We start from the raw sequence: 16,322 nt of genomic DNA on the forward strand, positions 1-16,322 counted from the left end.
CCGCCGTGCGGGCCGGGCTCACCCGGGGACTCGCGTACCGGGCGGTGCGCCGGGAGTGCGGCGGCACCACACGTCGTCGGTCGCGGCCAGCAGTTCCGCGATCCGTTCGGGCGGCGGCAGCGGGCCGTGGTCAGCGGTCACTGCGAGCGCGGCGCCGGCCGTGAGGTGGCCCAGGCGCAGCGCGCGGGTGAGCGGCTCGCCGCGGTGCAGGCCGGCGAGGAACCCGGCCGCGAAGGCGTCGCCCGCGCCGACCGGTTCCACCACGCGCACCGCGCGGGCGGGCACCGTGTACGCGGTCGCGCCGTCGAAGGCGGTCGCCGCGCGGGCACCGTCCTTGACGACGAGCAGCCGCGGGCCGGGCAGCAGCGCGCGGACGTCGGCGGGCGCGGCGATCCGCGGGCCCCACAGCGCCTGCGCCTCGTCCAGCCCGACCAGCACCAGGTCGGCGCGGTCGGCCAGGTCGCGCAGCACGTCCGGGGCCTGTCCCGGGCGCCACAGCGCGGGCCGGAAGTTGACGTCGAAGCTCACCGGGTGCGGGCCGTCCAGCGCGTGCCGGACCAGGTCGTGGCAGGACGCCGACAGGGCGGGCGTGATCCCGGTCAGGTGCAGCAGCGCCGCGTCCCGCACCGCCGGGTCGGCGAGCAGCCCGGGGCCGAGGGCCGAGGCCGCCGAACCGCGCCGGTAGTAGTGCACGCGGGTGCCGTCCGGGCCCGGGTCCTTGACCATCAGGCCGGTAGGCCGCGCCGGATCGCTGCGGACCCCCCGCACGTCCACCCCGCACGCCGCCACCTGCGCGCGGACCCGGGCGCCGAGCGGGTCGGCGCCCACCGCGGACACCCACCGCGCCGGCACGCCGTGCTCGGCCAGGTACATCGCCGTGTTCGACTCCGCCCCGGCGACCGCCACGCGCACCGTCTCCGCCTCGGCGAGCCCCGCGCCCGGCTCCGGCACGAACGCGGCCATCGTCTCCCCGACACACACGATCGGGCCGCCCCCGTACGGAAAGGGCGCCGCGGGTGCGCCGCCGCTCATGCCGCGACCGCCGCACGGAAGGCGCGGGCGCGCAGCCGCAGGTCGGCGACGGAGCCGCCGTGGGGTGCGTCGCCGAGCAGCGGGGTGCCGATGCCGACGGCGGTGGCGCCGGCCGCGAGGTAGGCGCGGGCCGCTTCCTCGTCCACGCCGCCGACCGGCACGAACGGGGCGGCGGGGAAGGGTCCGCGCAGCGCGCGCAGGTACCCGGGTCCGCCGGCCTGGGCGGCGGGGAAGATCTTGAGCGCCGTGGCGCCCATCGCCTGGGCGGCGATGACGTCGGTCGGCGTCATCACCCCGGCCAGCACCGGCATGCCCAGGTCGCGCGCGGTCACCGCGCCCGCCCCGAGCCCCGGCGTGACCGCGAAGTCCGCCCCGGCCAGGTGCGCGGCGCGGGCGTCGGCCGCGGTCAGGACGGTGCCCGCGCCCAGCGGCGCGTCCGGCCCGAGCGCGGTACGGGCCTGCGCGATCACGTCCAGGGCGCCTTCCCCGCTGAGCGAGACCTCGACCAGGGTGACGCCCTCCTCCACGAGGGCCAGTACGGAGCGCAGCGCGGCGCGCGGGTCGTCGCCGCGCACGATCGCGACGAGGCGGTGGGTGTGCAACGCGGTGAGCAGGTCCACCTGCGGTGTCCTTTCGGTGGTGGGGTGGGATGGGGTGCGACGGCGACGGGTCGGGGCGGGGGTTGCCGGTACGCCCTGGGCCCGGTCGCGGTGGGCGGCGGAGCCGGGCCCCGCGAAGGGCCCGCGAGGGGCCCGCGCCGGATCGCGCGGGCCGGGTCGGTCAGGCCGCGGTGACGGTGAGCCGCCAGCGCACCTCGCCCGAGGGCGGTACGACCGCCGCGTCGCCCTCCCCCGCCGCGGCGAGGTCGAAGACGCGGCCGAGCATCGGCTCCACCCCGATCGAGCGGTAGGGCGCGCCGGCGGGGAAGCCGCGCAGGTTCCGCCAGACGGCGACGGACACCGGTTGCCCGCCGTCCGCTTCGAGGGTGAACCGCAGCGTGTCCGGGCCGTCGTGCACGGATGCCCGCGCGGCGAGCGCGATCGCGCCGAACGCGGTGCCGTCGTCGGGGCCGAGCCGGTCGAAGGGGATGTCGCGGGTGGCGGGGATGTCGCGGGCGGTGGCGCCACCCGCGGCGGTCGTGGGTCCGGCGCTCTCCGCCGCCCCGGCGGCCGTGGGCCGCGCGTGCGGCCAGGTGAAGGGGGTCCACGCCGCGCCGCCGTCCTCGTAGAGCCGTGCCGGGGTGGCGGCGGGCAGGTCGAGGCGGGCGGCGGGCGAGACCGCGAGCAGCGCGTGGGCCGCCCACAGGAAGCGGTGGCCGGGGGCGGCGGTGAGCCGGTAGTCGGCGACGGCCCGGCCGGGCAGGTGCCGGATGCGCCTGCTCAGCCGGAAGTCGGGGCAGTGCACGGTGTGCGTGCCGTCGCCATCGCCATCGCCATCTGCGTCGCCATCGGCGTCACCGTCGTCGGTCCACCGGCGGGTCCAGGCGTCGCCGTGGTCGGGGGTGCCCCGCACCGTCGGCACGCACTCCTCGACGCCGCCCGCGTCGGCGAACGGGTCGCCGGGCGCGGCGCCGGGGCGGCGCGGCTCGTCGCGGTGCCAGAGCCACTCCCGGTCACCGGCCCGCAGGGAGGTCCAACGGCCGCCGTGCGCGGGGTCGGTGACGACGACGACGTCGGACGGCACGCCGCTGGCCACGCCGCTCACCACTCCGCGAACGAGCCGTCGGCGTGCCGCCACACCGGGTTGCGCCAGGCGTGGCCGGACCGGTCGGCGGCGCGGACCGCGGCCTCGTCGACGTCGACGCCGAGTCCGGGCAGCGTGGTGCGGTGCGCGTGGCCGTCGACGAACCGGAAGGGCTCGGTGTCGACCAGGTAAGACAGCAGGTCGGCCTCCTTGTTGTAGTGGATGCCGAGGCTCTGCTCCTGGATGAGGAAGTTCGGTGTGCAGAAGGCGACTTGGAGGCTGGCGGCGAGCGAGATCGGGCCGAGCGGGCAGTGCGGGGCGAGTTGCGCGCCGAAGGTGTCGGCGAGCGCGGCGATCCGGGTGACCTCGGTGATGCCGCCGGCGTGCGACAGGTCGGGCTGGGCGACGGCGATCCCGGCGCTGAGCACGGGCAGGAACTCGGCCCGCCCGTAAAGGCGTTCGCCGGTGGCGAGCGGCACCGAGGTGCCGGCGGCGAGCGGCCCGAGCAGGTGGCCCAGCTCGGGCAGCAGCGGTTCCTCCACGAACAGCGGGTGCAGCGGGGCGAGTTCGTGCAGCACCCGGCGGGCGCCGGCCGGGGTGAAGCGGCCGTGGAAGTCGACGGCGACATCGCGGTCCGGGCCGAGCACCTCGCGTACGGCGGCCACCCGGGCGACGGCGGCGGCGGTGGCCGCCGCGCTGGGTATCGGGTCGGTGCGGCCGGCGCCGTTCATCTTGACCGCGGTGAAGCCCGCCTCGACCTGCGCGGTGACCTGCTCGGTGAGCCGGCTGGGCTCGTCCCCGCCGATCCAGGCGTAGACCCGTACCTTGTCGCGGACGGCGCCGCCGAGCAGGGCGTGCACGGGTGCGCCGTACACCTTGCCGGCGATGTCCCACAGCGCGTGGTCGAGGCCGGCCACCGCGCTGGACAGCACCGGGCCGCCCCGGTAGAAGCCGCCCTTGGTGAGCACCTGCCAGTGGTCCTGGATGCGCAGCGGGTCCTGCCCGATCAGCTGCTCGGCGAGCACGTCCACCGCGGCCCGCACGACTTCCGCGCGGCCCTCCACGACGGGCTCGCCCCAGCCGACCACGCCCTCGTCGGTCTCGATCCGGCAGAACAGCCAGCGCGGCGGTACGAGGAAGGTCTCGACGCGGACGATCTTCACTTCGTGTCCTCCGAAACGGACTGCGGTCCCGACGGCGTGTCCGCCGGGGTTCCCTGGGTGTCCTGCGTTCCCTGCGTTCCCTGCGTTCCCTGCGACCCTTGGGTTTCCCGCGGCGGCTTCCGCGCCTGCTGCTCCGCGCCCGAGCCGTGCACCAGGTCCAGGTCGCGGACGGCCTGCTCCAGCAGTGCCCGCATGGCGCGTTCCGCGGCGTCCGGGTCCTGGTCGCGGACGGCGTCCAGGACGGCGCGGTGGCTGGGCACGGGGTCCTCGCCGTGCGGCGAGGAGTGCACGATCTCGTCGCGGTGGGCCAGGCCGGACTCGATCACCATCTCCATGCGTTCGAGCAGTTCGTTGTGGGTGGCGGCGAGCAGGGCGCGGTGGAAGGCGAGGTCGGCCTCGACGGCGTGCGCGGGCCCCTCGCCCGCGTCGCCCATCGCGGTCAGTGCCGCGTCCAGGGCGGCGAGGTCGTCGGCGGTGCGGCGCAGCGCGGCGAGCCGGACCGCGGCGGGTTCGACGATGGCGCGGACCTCGCCGAGGTTGCGCAGCAGGCCGGCGTCGGTGCCGGCCGCGGTGCCCTCGGCGAACTGCCAGCGCAGCACGTCGGCGTCGAGCAGGTTCCAGTCGGCGCGGGCCCGTACGAACGTGCCGCGCTTCTGCCGCGCGTCGACCATGCCCTTGGCGGCGAGCACCTTCAGCGCCTCGCGCAGCGCGGTCAGGCTGACGTCCAACTCGCTCTGCAACGCGGGGAGGTCGAGCGTGGAGCCCTCCGGGATCTCGCCGCTGAGCACCCGGCGCGCGAGGGTCTCCACGGTCTGGCCGTGCACTCCGCGGCGCGCGTATGGCGTCATGTGTCTCTGCCTTTCTGCAAGGTCGGTTCGGGTCGCACTGCGGTCACGCGGACGCCTTGACGACGCTCCAGCCGCCGTCGACGAGCAGGCTGGAGCCGGTGATGTACGACGCCTCCGCGGCGGCGAGGAACGCGATCGCGGCGGCGACCTCCTCGGGGCGGCCGAACCGGCCGGCGGCGGTCTCGGCGACGCTGCGTTCGCGGTCCGCCGGCGGCACGCGGTCCCAGGCGGCGGTGAGGATCGGCCCGGGCAGGACCGCGTTGACCCGCACCTCGGGCCCGTATTCCACGGCGAGTTGGCCGCACAGCGACAGCAGCGCGCCCTTGCCGGCCGCGTAGGCGGGGTGGCCGGGGATACCCCGGTGGGCGTGCACGGAGGAGGTGAGCACGACCGCGCCGTCCTGCTCGCGCAGGTCGGGCAGGAGAGCGCGGAAGCCCAGGAACCCGCCGGTGAGGTTGACCGCGAGCTGCCGTTCCCAGGACGCGAGGGTCATCTCGTGGGCGGGGGCGACGTCCACGATGTACGCGTTGGAGACGAGCACCCCGACCGGGCCGAAGGCGTGCGCCTGGTCGAGCACCCGCTGCCACGCCTCGGGGGAGGAGACGTCGGCGGCGGTGAACGCGGCTCTTCCGCCCTGCTCGCGGATGCCGGCGGCGACGGCCTCGCCGGCCTGCTCGGCGATGTCGGCGAGGACCACTGCGGCGCCCTCGGCGGCGAGCCGGCGCGCGGTGGCGGCGCCGATTCCTGAGGCGGCCCCGGTGACGACGGCCACGCGGCCGGCGAAGCGGGGGGTTGGTGCGTCCATGGGGTGGGTCGTCTCCTCGGGGTGCGGTTCCGGTCGGGCCTGGCGGTCCCGGCCGGCCGGGCGGACCTGACGGGTGGTCCGTCGCGGCCGTAACGGCTTCATTGACGGTGACGCTGACCTTGGCGACTTTAGTGACGCCGGGCCGGCGGGGGCGGTCATTGCCGGGCCAGCACGACCAGTTCGGCGTCGTGGTCGGCGCTCCAGCTCAACGGCAGCCCGGAGTGCAGCAGGTGGGCGCCGCTGTAGGTGGTGCCGGTGTCGTGGTCGACGTAGTGGGCGGCGGGGTCGAGGCCGCGCAGCCGGACCCGGGCCGGGCGGCCGGGCACCAGCGGGGCGCCGTCGAGCCGTCCGGTGCTCCAGGCGGCGACGACCACCCGGCCGCCGCCTTCCGCGTCGTACTGCACCGCGCAGGTCGCGTCGTCCGGTCCACCGATCAGCCGGGACCGGCCGTGGTGGATCACGTCCCGCACGTCCTTGTAGCGGGCCACCCAGCCGGCGGCCTCGGCGCGTTGCTCGGCGCTCCAGCCGCGGATGTCGGCGCCGATGCCGAGCACGCCCGCGGCGGCGAGCACGAAGCGGAACGCGAGCGAGCGCGGCCGGGGGTCGAAGACGCCGGGCGCGTCGGTGACCCACGAGCTCATGGTGTGCGCGGCGTGCGCGTGCAGGTAGCCGTGCTGGACGGCGAGCCGGTCCAGCGGCGCGGTGTTGTCGCTGGGCCACACGACGTCGGTACGGGCCAGCGTGGCGTGCTCGATCCGGCCGCCGCCGCCCGCGCAGCCCTCGACGGTGACGTGCGGGTGGCGGGCCCTCAGGTGGTCCAGGACCCGCAGGTAGCCGGCCACGTGGGCGGCGTCGAGGTCGAGCTCGCCGGGCGGGGTGGGGCCGGGGCGGCCGCGTTCGGTGGGCGGCCGGTTCATGTCCCACTTGAGGTAGGTGATGTCGTGGCCGGTGAGCAGCCGGTCGAGGGTGGCGATCACGAAGTCCTGCACGTCCGCGCGGCCGAGGTCGAGGAGGAGTTGCTCGCGGACCAGGGTGACCGGGCGGCCGTCGATCCGGTACACCCACTCGGGGTGCTCGGCGTGGAGCCGGGCGGCGGGGCTGATCGCCTCGGGTTCGACCCACAGGCCGAAGTCCATACCGAGGGCGCGGACCCGGGCGATGAAGTCGTCCAGGCCCGCCGAGCCGTCGGTGGCGTCGGAGCCGGAACCGGAGCCCGACCCCGAAGCCGTAGCGGCGCCGTCGCTCGTGCCCGTACCCGCGGCCGCGGGGAACGCCGCCGGGTCCGGCCACCAGTCCCCAAGACCGCCCTTCTCGTCGTGCCGCCCGGTGAACCAGCCGTCGTCCACGACGAACAGCTCGACACCCAACTCGGCCGCGATCGACGCGAGTTCGAGCTGCGCGGGCGCCTCGACGTCGAAGCCGGTGGCCTCCCAGGAGTTGTAGAGCACCTTGCGGGTGCGGTGCAGCCGCTCCCCCGCGAGCAGCCGCTCGTACTGGTGCCAGACGGCGGCCAGGCCGTCGAGTCCCCCGGGGCTGAACGCGCAGGCGAGCACGGGGGTGGTCAGGGTGGCGCCGGGCGGCAGGGCGACGGCGCCCTCGTGGGGCACCCGCCCGGCCCGCACCCGGACCGCCCCGCCGGGTTCGGCGTCGGCGGTGATGTGCCAGTTGCCGGGCCACTGCAACGCGACCCCGTAGGTGGGGGTGTCCGCGCCGTCAGGGGCGGCGGCGTCCTGGACGGCGAGCCACGGCGCGTAGGCGTGGCCGGGCACCGCCTGGGTGGAGCCGATCGTGAACCGCCCGCGCACCAGGTCGAGTTGGTGCCGGGTGAACTCCTGCGACCACTGTCCGGCGAGGTAGGTGAGCCGGGCGCCGCCCTGGACGGGCACGTTGACGGCCGCGGAGTCCAGGTCCTCCAGGTGCAGCACCTCGTCGCCGCCGTTGACGAGGTCGACCGACCGCAGCAGCACGTCGGCGCCGGGCACCGTCTGGTAGCGCAGCGTGGCCCGCAGTCCGGTCCGCTCGTCGGTGAACTCCACGCGCAGCGACCGGTGTTCGTCCTGCTCGGCGCCGGTGCAGGTCCACCAGGTGCCGCGTTCGCCGTCCGGCCGGCGCACCGTGAGGTCGGCGCCGGTGAACGGGCGCAGCCCGTACGGGATGTACTCGGCCGGGGCGGCGTCGGCGGGGGTGACGAAGTGGGTGCGGCGGGACCAGTCCAGCGCGGACGGCCCGGTCTCGCTGCCGTGCGGCCCCCACGCGGCCGACTCGGCCCACCGGCCGCCGGCTTCGAGCCGTACGGCGTACACGGTGTGCTCGGTCCGCAGCAGCCACTGGCTGCCGGGGGCCGGCCGGGATGCCGAGGGCTCGGCGGGGGGCGGGGTCACTTGACGGCTCCGAGGTTGAGTCCGGCGACGAAGTGCCGCTGGAAGCGGAGGAAGACGATCACGGTGGGGGCCGCGGCGATCACCGATCCGGCCGCGATGACGTTCCACTGCGAGACGTACTGCCCCTGAAGTCCCAGCAGGGACGCGGTGATCGGCATCTTGCTGCCGGTGCGCAGCACCGTGATCGCCCACAGCAGGTCGTTGAAGATCCAGGTGAACGACAGCGCGGTCAGCGCGGCCAGCGCGGGCCGGGCCAGCGGCAGGATGATCCGGGTGTAGATCTGCCAGGGCCCGGCGCCGTCGATGACGGCGGCCTGCTGGATCTCGGCCGGGATGGACCGCATGAATCCGTGCAGCACGAACACGTAGAAGCCGACGCCGAAGCCGACCTGCACGCCGATCAGGGCGTACAGCGAGTCGTACAGGCCGAGTTTCTCGCTGAGTTTGGAGACCGGGATGAGCAGGATCTGCGGGGGCAGCAGGTTGCCGCTGAGCATGAGCAGCAGCAGCGCGCGGCGGAAGGGGACGTCGTAGCGGCTGAGCGCGAAGGCGGCCATGGAGGCGAGCAGCAGCGAGACCAGCACCGTGGGGATGGTGACCAGCAGGCTGTTGATCAGGGCCTGTTGCTGGCCGCCGTCGGTCCACGCCGAGCGGAAGCCGCCGAGGGTGAAGGAGTGCGGCATGCTGCCCAGGCCGTGGGAGGCGATGTCGTCGAAGGACCGGGTGGCGGTGATCAGGACGACGACGATCGGTATCAGCCACAGCACGGACAGCAGGGAGGCGCTGCCGTGGAAGGCGAAGGTGCCCCACATCCTGCGGCGGCGGGCGTGCCGGGAGTCGGCCGGCACGGCGGCCCGGGTGGACGCGGCCGGCGCGGGAGCGGGCGCGGTGGACTGTGCCATCAGTCGGCCTCCTTGAACGCCCGGACCAGGTAGGTCGCGATGACCCCGAAGGCCAGCAGGAAGATCACCACGGCCAGCGCGGAGCCGTAGCCGAGCCGCAGGGACTGGAACGCGGTGGAGTACATGTAGGTGCTGAGCAGTTCGGAGGAGTGGTACGGGCCGCCGCGGGTCAGTGCCCACACCACGTCGAAGGAGCGCAGCGAGTCGATGATGATCACCGACAGCACGACCGCGTTGACGCTGCTGAGCTGCGGCAGCGTGATGTGCCGGAACTGCTGCCAGCGGGTCGCGCCGTCCATCTTCGCGGCCTCGTACAGGGCCGGGTCGATGCCCTTGAGTCCGGCGAGGTAGAGCACCATGACGTAGCCGATCTGGCGCCACAGGGCGGGCACGATCACCGCGTACAGGGCGGTGTCCTGGTCGGCGAGCCAGGGGTGGGTGAGGGAGCCCAGGCCCAGGCCCGACATCGTCTTGTCGACCAGGCCGTCCGGCTGGTACATCGCCTGCCACACCAGTGCGGTGGCGGTGAGCGAGAAGACCACCGGCAGGAAGAGCGCGGCGCGGTAGAACCCGACCCCGCGGCGCTCCTGCTGGAGCAGCAGCGCCGCGCCGAGGCCGAGGATCGCCGACAGCCCGCCGAACAGCGCCAGCCACAGCACGGTGTCCAGCAGCGCGGTATGGAAGACGGTGTCGTGCACCATCTCCCGGTAGTTGCCCAGGCCGATGAACTGCGGCGGGGAGACGCCGTCCCACTTGGTGAGCGAGAGCCAGAAGCCCTGCAGGGCCGGCCAGAACACCCAGAAGCCCTCGGCGAGCAGCGGGACCAGCACGAACGCGAGCACCACGGGCGGCACCCGGGTGGAGCCGCGGCGCCGGCCGCCGCGCAGGCCCTTGCGGAAGCGTGCGCCCGCCTCGACACCCCCGTTCCCGCCCCGGGCCGGGGTCAGTACCGCCATGTCACTGGCTCCAGATCTTCTGTGCGTCGCGCTGCCAGCCGGTGAGGATCGAGTTGATCTGCTTGGGCTTGGCGAGGAACTTCGTCAGCGCGGTGTCCGCGGTGGGCTGGAGCGCGTCGCTGGAGTCGCGGTTGAAGAACTGCGTGACGTCCGCGGCGCTCTCGATCATCGCCCGCCCCTTCTTCACCAGCGCGGTGCCGGAGTCCTTGGCGGTGGGGTTGGTCGGGATGGAGGTGCCGGACGAGCCCTTGAGGTAGATCTCCTGCGCCTCGGCGGTGGCCAGATAGCGCATCAGCTCCTTGACCTCGGCCTGGTGGTGGGTGTGCGCGCTGGCGAAGTAGCCGTCGGTGGGGCCCTCTTCGACCAGCGGCATCTTCGGGTCGATGATCGGGAACCGGAAGAAGTCGATGTCGTCGAGCTGGTCCTTGGGGGCCGCGTCGGCGAAGAAGGTGCCGATCAGCATCATGCCGGTGCGGTTGTTGAGCATCGCGGTGGTGGCGTCCTGGAAGGACAGCGCGGTGCCGTTGGGGTCGAAGTAGGGCAGCGCCTGGGACCACGTGTCGAAGACCTTGTGGATCTGCGGGTCGTCGAACCGGTGCTTTCCGGCGAGGAGTTCACGGTGGTAGGCGGCGCCGTTGATCCGGATGTTCAGGTAGTCGAACCACGCGGAGGCGACCCAGGCGGTGTCGGCGCCGGCGCCCAGCCCGATCGGGGCGACGCCCTTGGACTTCAACGTGTCGCACAGCGCCAGGAACTCGTCCCAGGTCTTCGGCTCGGTCACGCCCCACTTGCGGAAGTTGGACTTCTTGTAGAACACGCCCCACCAGTAGTAACTGGCCGGCACGAAGACCTTCTTGCCCTGCGAGTCGGTGCACAGCTTCTTCAACGCGTCGGAGTAGCCGGACAGTTCGGACCCGGTCCAGATGTCGTCCACATCCAGCAGCAGGCCCTTCTCGGCGTACGCGTTCGCGACCGACCCGGGGTACCAGGTGAGCAGGTCCGGCGGGTTGCCGGAGGTGAGGTAGGTGGGGAGCTGGGTACGGAAGGTCTCCGAGGCGACGGTGTTCAGGCTCGCCTTGGCGCCGCCGCGCTTGTTGAACGCCGCCACCAGGTCCTGCATCGCGGACTTGGCCTGCGGCGAGGAGAGGTTGGACTGGAAGCTGACGGTGCCGCCCTTGGCCTGGCTGCTGCTGCCACCGGAGGACCCGGAGGTGACGCAGCCGCTCAGCAGCGATGCGGCACCGAGCGCGCCGGCTCCGGCGAGGAAGCTGCGGCGGGTGGTTGGTGAGGTGTTCATGGGACTCCTTTTGCGCCCACGCCGGACGGAGCCCCGCCCCCTGGCGGCGGAGCTCCCGTTCGGCTCGTACAGACTGTCGGGACGCCGCGACGGCGTCAAGATTAATTCGTAATTTATTGAGTAAGAGTGCTGAGCGAACTCTGCCACACCGCGCCGCCGACCCCGCGGAAGGCCGCGAGCACGCCGCCGTCCGGGCCCGCGACGGCGCCCGGCGCCCCGTCGAAGCTGCCGCTCGCGAAGGCCGGCTGCGCGAACCAGCCGCCCCAGCTGCCGCTTTGGGCGTCGTACGTCCGCTGCCACAGCGTGTAGTCCGAGGCGCGGGCGAGGAGCTGGACGCTGCCGCCGGTGGCGACCAGGGTGGGGCTGCCGCTGACCGTGCCGCCCAGCGACGACCACGCCGACCAGCTGCCCGACGCCTCCCGCACCCGGGTCCATACCGCGTCGTCGGCCGTGCGCACCGCCACGTGGAGACGGCCCGCCGCGTCGGTCACCGCGGACGGGCGGCCGGTGAGCGCGAGGCCGCTCGGGGCGCCGATCGAGGTCCAACCGGCCGCCGTACCGCGGCTGGTGACCGTGCCGTCGGTGCCGGTGGCGAAGAGCGTCCAGTCACCGGGGCCGCGATACGCCACGGTCGGCGCGTCGGCGAGGCAGCCGCCGAGGTCCTGCCAACTCCCCCACCGGCCATGGTCGTACGTCCGCAGGTACGCGCGGCCGTCGGTGCCGCGCACGAACACGTCGATCCGGCCGCCCGCCGAGCCGTACGCCGCGGGCTGGCCGGTGAAGCGACCGCCGGTCGGCCCGCCGAGTCCGGTGGCCCGCCCGGACCAGCGGCCGTCCCGCCCGGTCTGCATCTCCAACGCGCCGTCCCGCCCGCGGGTGAACGCGGTGAGCGTGGAGCCGTCCCGCACCAGTGCCGGGTCGGCGCTCGACGCGGCGCCGCCGAGCCGCACGCCCGGCGCGGTGTCGGTGCCCGACAGCCCGAGGAAGGCGGTGCCGTGCGAGGGCACGCTGACGGTGTACGCGCCTTGGTGCGTGCCGCGGTCGGCCCGGGCCCGCAGGTCGCGGACGGCGACCTTCCCGGTCAGCCCGGCGCCGGCGAAGTCCACGGTGCGCAGCACGGGCTGGTCGGAGCGGTTGAGCAGCACCACCGCCCGGCGCCCCGACCCCTGGAGCACCTTGCTGTAGGTGTCGCCGGTGGCGTCACCGGCGATCCGCACGCCCTGGATGCCCAGCGGGTCCTGGTCCACCGCCAGGATCTCCGGGTTCTCCAGCGTGGCGAGCATCGACCGGGTCAGCGTGCGCGGGTCGGAGCCGATCACCAGCGGCGAGGCCGTCTCGGCCCACATCACCAGCTGCGTGGTGGACTCCTCCTGGTTCATCTCGTACGACCCGTCTGCCAGCGGCCGCATCGGGATCAGGTAGTCCGGGTCGTTCCAGTGGCCAGGGCCCTGTGCCTCGGGGTGCGCGGCGTTGGCGTCCATGTTGCGCAGCACGTTCGGGAACTCGCCCGCGGTCGGCGTGCCCCACGCGATGTCGGTGCCGGTGCGCCAGGAGTCCGCGGTGGTCGGGCCGTAGACGTAGGTGTTGTGCGCGTCCTGGTCGGGGTCGTGGGGCACGCCCCAGTCGTCGGTGAGCGGGTTGCACAGGTTGAGCAGCATCGCGCGGCCCGACTTCGCCACGGCGTCGCTGAACTGCCGGAACGCCGGGCCGGGCGTCAGCTTCTCGCCGATCCCGCAGAGGAAGTCGACCTTGATCGCGTCGATCTTCCAGCTCGCGAAGAGGTCGGCGTCCTGCTGGTAGTGGCCCCGGCTGCCCAGCCCGCAGCTCGCCGGGTCGTAGTCGCCGGCATCGGTGTAGATGCCGGCCTTCAGGCCGCGCGCGTGCAGGTAGTTCACCAGCGACGGGATGCCGTCGGGGAAGCGCTCGGGATTGGCCGTCAGGTTCCCTTGCGCGTCACGGGGGTTGTCGGCCTGCCAGCCGCCGTCCAGCCACACGATGTCGTAGCCGCTGCGGCGCAGCCCGCTGCTGACCAGGTAGTCGGCCACGCTCTTGACCTGCGCCTCGGTCGGGGCGCCCAGGCCGTAGTAGGTGTTCCAGCCCATGTACGGCGTCGGCGCGAGGCCGCTGCCGTATCCGCCGGTGGGGGCGGCGCCCGCAGCCGCGCCGGGGGCGGAGCCGGCCTTCAGGCCGGCGGGGGTCGCGTGCGTGGCGCCGTTCGGCGTCGGGCCGCCGCTGCGGGCCTGCGCGACGCCGGGCAGCGCCACCGCCAGCAGCGTGGCGGCGCCCGCGGCCAGCGCCGCCCGCCGCACGCGTGTGAGCCCTGCGTGATGCGAAGTCACTTGATTCTCCGAGGAGTCGGGGATACGCGAAGGTCGCGGGACCGCGTCACCCGAGCACTCGGGGACGCCCCGCCACGCGAAGACTGTGCGGGGGGCGCCGGAGCGTGTCAACGTTTATTACTAATAAACTAAAACTCTGGCCAGGGGGAGCCGCCGGCTCGGTGCCGAGGGCCGTCCACGGTGGGAAGCAGACCGGCGCGCGCGGGCGCGCGGCGCGGGGAGAAGGCCGTCGGCCCGCGCGGCGAGAAGGCCCTCGGCCCGCGCGGCGAGAAGGCCCTCGGCCCGCGCGGCGAGAAGGTCGTCCGCCCGGGCGGCCCGACCGCCGTACAAGCAGGGCCCGCGCGGCCCGCCGACAGGTCGCCGCCCGGGTCCCGGTGCGCGAGGGCGCTACGCGGCAGGGGCGCGCAGGCCGGCCAGCATCACCTCGTGCGCGGTCTCTCGCTGCGCGGGGGTCGAGGCCGAGTCGGCCATCCGCATCAGCGCCACCACGTCCTCGGTGGCGACGTCCTGGCGCAGCCGACCGCCGCGCCGGGCCCGGTCGACGACCGGGGTGACCAGGGAGGCCGTGATCGCCCGCCCTCGTTCGGCCGCTTGCGGGCTCGTCTTGCACAGGGCGTCGAACAACCGCAGTCCCTCGTCGTCGAGCACGCATCCGCGGGCGAACACCGTGCGGAAGGCGTCCCAGTCGTCGGCGAGGGCGGCCGCCTCCTCCGCGACCTGGCTCGCGCCGCCCGCCAGGTCCTCCAGCAACTGGAGCACGAGGTCGTCCTTGGTGGGGAAGTGCCGGTAGAAGGTGGTCGCCCCCACGCCCGCGGCCCGGGCCAGCGCCTCGATGCTCAGCTCGACCCCCTGCTCGGCGAAGGCCAGCCGGGCAGCGTCGAGCAGGCGCCGCCGGTTGCGGACCTGGTCCTTGCGCGGTGCGCGCGGTGGCGTGGCGGTCAAACCGGACTCCTGGTCGTGACACCCACCGAAGCAGGGGCGGTTCGCCCATCTCGGCAGCGGCGGTGGATTCGGCAGAGATTCGGTAGCGATACTACCGCTTCTTGTGGCGGCAGCGCTCGTCGGACAGGCCCCACCTCGCCCCGCCCCACCCACCCCAGCTCGATCCGGTTGCACCACTACCGTTTCAAGCGTTACGGTAATCCGGTAGTGATACTTCCGCTTCTCAGAGAGGTGTGTTCATGCGCGCGCTCATCCCGACCGGCAACCCGGAGACTCTCACCGCGCTGGGAGAGGTCGATCTCCCGTCACCGCGGAGCGGCGAAGCGCTGGTCCAGGTGACCGACATCGCGCTCAACCGGGCCGACTTCCTGTATCTGAGCGACCCTTCGAGCACGTTCCGCCCCGGTATCGACGCGGCGGGAGTCGTCGCGAAGGCAGCGGCCGACGGCAGCGGGCCGGCGGAGGGCACTCGGGTGGTCCTGCACCTGCCCTCGGGGGGCGCCGGCGCCGAGTACGTCGCCGCCTCGGCCGACCGCCTCGCGACCATCCCCGGCGACGTGGACTCCGCCACCGCCGCCGCACTCCCCTTGGGCGGCCTGGTCGCCCAGCGGCTCCTCGCGCTGGCCGGCCCGCTCCGGGGGCGCAGTCTCCTGGCCACCGGCGTGGGGGGCGGGGTCGGCCAGGTCCTCATCCAGCTCGCCGTCGCGGAGGGCGCCGAGATCACCGCTGTCGCCGCGCAGGGCCAGCCGACCGCGCACATGGAGGCACTGGGCGCCAAGGTCGCCCTCGACATCGACGCCGTCGAGAGCGGTGCGTTCGACGTCGTGCTGGAGTCCGTGGGCGGCGAGCTGGGCTCGAAGACCGCCCACAAGCTGCGCCCCGGCGGTCAGTTCCTCTGGTTCGGGCAGGCCAGCGGCGACCCCATCACGCTGGACTTCTTCCGCCAGCTCCAGGACGGCTCGGCCCTGACCCTGCGCCACTTCGTCTACAGCGACGGCGACGGCAGCCGTGACGCCGCGGACATGGCCGCGCTGCTGGACCTGGCGTCGCAGGGGAGGCTCCAGGTCGAGATCGGGCACCGCGGTGACTGGGCAGGCGCCGGCCCGCTGCTGAAGCGGATGTCCGCGGGCCGGCTGCGGGGCAAGGCGGTGCTGAGCATCGGCTGACCGCCTCACGGCCCGGCCGACCGTCCCTCCTCCCCCGCCGGCCGTCACCGCCGGTCTCCCCCGCCGACCCCGGGGCGGATCGGTCAGCCGGGCTGGCTGCTGTCCTTCAACGCGCCCCAGCCGTGCCAGCGTTCGACCTCGATCCAGGCGCTCACTCGGGCGCGGTCGCGGCGCGCGTACGGCTTGCCGGTGTACTGCCGGGAGAGCCGGTCGATGTCGGCGAGCCCCTCGTCCGGGACGATTTCGCCGATCCGGCCGACCAGGCTGATGTGCGTGTACCAGCCGTCCTTGTCCAGCACGGTGAGCGTCACCCGGGGGTCGTTGCGCAGGTGCTCCACCCGCTTCCGCCCCTCGTCCATGTTGACCAGGACCCGGCCGTCCTCCCACAGGTACCAGGTGGCGGTAGAGACCGGCTGGCCGTCCGGGCGCAGCGTGGTGATCACGGCCGGGTTCGCCTTGCCCAGCATGGCGACGGCGTCCTCGGGCAGCGGCGGCTTGGACATGAGGGTCCTCCTCGGTGGTGCGGTGGTCGCGTTCCGGATCACCGTCATTCTGCATCGCCCGCGTCGCGCCGAACCCACCGAACCCGCCGAACGCGCTGAACGCGCTGAACCCGCCGGTGCGCAGCAGGCACAAGACCCCCGAACCGGGGGCGGCCGGGGGGCGAACCGGGGGGCGGGCGCCGGACCGGGAGGTTCCCGGCGGGCGCCCCGCGATCCCACGTCGGCGGGGATCTTCCACGCTCGTGACGCGAATTTTCTTTTCCTGCGCGGAAGCTTGCGGGCTATGGGGCGAATCTGTACGGTCG

General features: G+C 74.1%; 14 protein-coding genes. 1 reads left to right on the top strand and 13 read right to left on the bottom strand.

From position 1 onward, the window contains the following. Positions 1-18 precede the first annotated feature (18 nt). The 12 genes from OG896_RS01575 to OG896_RS01630 all read right to left on the bottom strand — a co-directional run bounded on the left by OG896_RS01575 (position 19) and on the right by OG896_RS01630 (position 14,348). Positions 19-1,032, bottom strand: coding sequence for a sugar kinase (locus OG896_RS01575; protein WP_329361627.1), 1,014 nt, complete (start codon positions 1,030-1,032; stop codon positions 19-21). Beyond that, positions 1,029-1,652, bottom strand: a complete 624-nt coding sequence (locus tag OG896_RS01580; RefSeq protein ID WP_329361629.1) for a bifunctional 4-hydroxy-2-oxoglutarate aldolase/2-dehydro-3-deoxy-phosphogluconate aldolase — start codon at positions 1,650-1,652, stop codon at positions 1,029-1,031. The genes OG896_RS01575 and OG896_RS01580 overlap by 4 nt, the downstream gene beginning before the upstream one ends. 160 nt (positions 1,653-1,812) lie before the next feature. Next, positions 1,813-2,727, bottom strand: coding sequence for a hypothetical protein (locus OG896_RS01585; RefSeq protein ID WP_329361631.1), 915 nt, complete (start codon positions 2,725-2,727; stop codon positions 1,813-1,815). A gap of 5 nt (positions 2,728-2,732) precedes the next feature. Further along, entirely contained in the window at positions 2,733-3,878 is a 1,146-nt protein-coding gene (gene dgoD / locus OG896_RS01590) for a galactonate dehydratase (protein ID WP_328473123.1), read from the bottom strand. Then, a complete protein-coding gene (locus OG896_RS01595; RefSeq protein WP_329361634.1) occupies positions 3,875-4,726 on the bottom strand; it encodes a FadR/GntR family transcriptional regulator in 852 nt (283 codons plus the stop codon). The genes dgoD and OG896_RS01595 overlap by 4 nt, the downstream gene beginning before the upstream one ends. A 43-nt stretch (positions 4,727-4,769) precedes the next feature. Then, positions 4,770-5,531, bottom strand: coding sequence for an SDR family NAD(P)-dependent oxidoreductase (locus OG896_RS01600; protein WP_328473119.1), 762 nt, complete (start codon positions 5,529-5,531; stop codon positions 4,770-4,772). A 155-nt stretch (positions 5,532-5,686) separates the two neighbouring features. Further along, the gene (locus OG896_RS01605; protein WP_329361636.1) at positions 5,687-7,912 is read right to left on the bottom strand and encodes an alpha-galactosidase; all 2,226 of its coding nucleotides are present in this window, start codon (positions 7,910-7,912) and stop codon (positions 5,687-5,689) included. Then, positions 7,909-8,724: a carbohydrate ABC transporter permease gene (locus tag OG896_RS01610; RefSeq protein WP_443057221.1), complete on the bottom strand. Its 816-nt coding sequence runs from the start codon at positions 8,722-8,724 to the stop codon at positions 7,909-7,911. Before OG896_RS01610 ends, OG896_RS01605 begins: the two co-directional genes overlap by 4 nt. A gap of 89 nt (positions 8,725-8,813) precedes the next feature. Beyond that, positions 8,814-9,770, bottom strand: coding sequence for a carbohydrate ABC transporter permease (locus tag OG896_RS01615; protein WP_329361638.1), 957 nt, complete (start codon positions 9,768-9,770; stop codon positions 8,814-8,816). 1 nt (position 9,771) lies between these two features. Continuing rightward, positions 9,772-11,067 carry an ABC transporter substrate-binding protein gene (locus OG896_RS01620; RefSeq protein ID WP_329361640.1) on the bottom strand — a complete coding sequence of 432 codons (1,296 nt, stop codon included), beginning with the start codon at positions 11,065-11,067 and terminating at the stop codon, positions 9,772-9,774. Between the two features lie 113 nt (positions 11,068-11,180). Next, complete coding sequence (locus OG896_RS01625) at positions 11,181-13,406, bottom strand: glycoside hydrolase family 27 protein (protein WP_443056902.1); 2,226 nt, start codon at positions 13,404-13,406, stop codon at positions 11,181-11,183. Positions 13,407-13,793: 387 nt separating this feature from the next. Beyond that, on the bottom strand, positions 13,794-14,348 hold the full coding sequence (locus tag OG896_RS01630; RefSeq protein ID WP_329361642.1) for a TetR/AcrR family transcriptional regulator: 555 nt from the start codon (positions 14,346-14,348) through the stop codon (positions 13,794-13,796). Positions 14,349-14,587: 239 nt separating this feature from the next. Between OG896_RS01630 and OG896_RS01635 the strand changes: the two genes are divergently transcribed. After that, positions 14,588-15,514: a zinc-binding dehydrogenase gene (locus OG896_RS01635; protein ID WP_329361645.1), complete on the top strand. Its 927-nt coding sequence runs from the start codon at positions 14,588-14,590 to the stop codon at positions 15,512-15,514. 83 nt (positions 15,515-15,597) lie between these two features. Here the strand turns inward: OG896_RS01635 and OG896_RS01640 are convergent, their stop codons facing one another. Further along, a complete protein-coding gene (locus tag OG896_RS01640) occupies positions 15,598-16,017 on the bottom strand; it encodes a PPOX class F420-dependent oxidoreductase (protein WP_329361646.1) in 420 nt (139 codons plus the stop codon). Positions 16,018-16,322: the final 305 nt, after the last annotated feature.

This window comes from Streptomyces sp. NBC_00669, assembly GCF_036226785.1.
Lineage (GTDB): Bacteria > Actinomycetota > Actinomycetes > Streptomycetales > Streptomycetaceae > Actinacidiphila.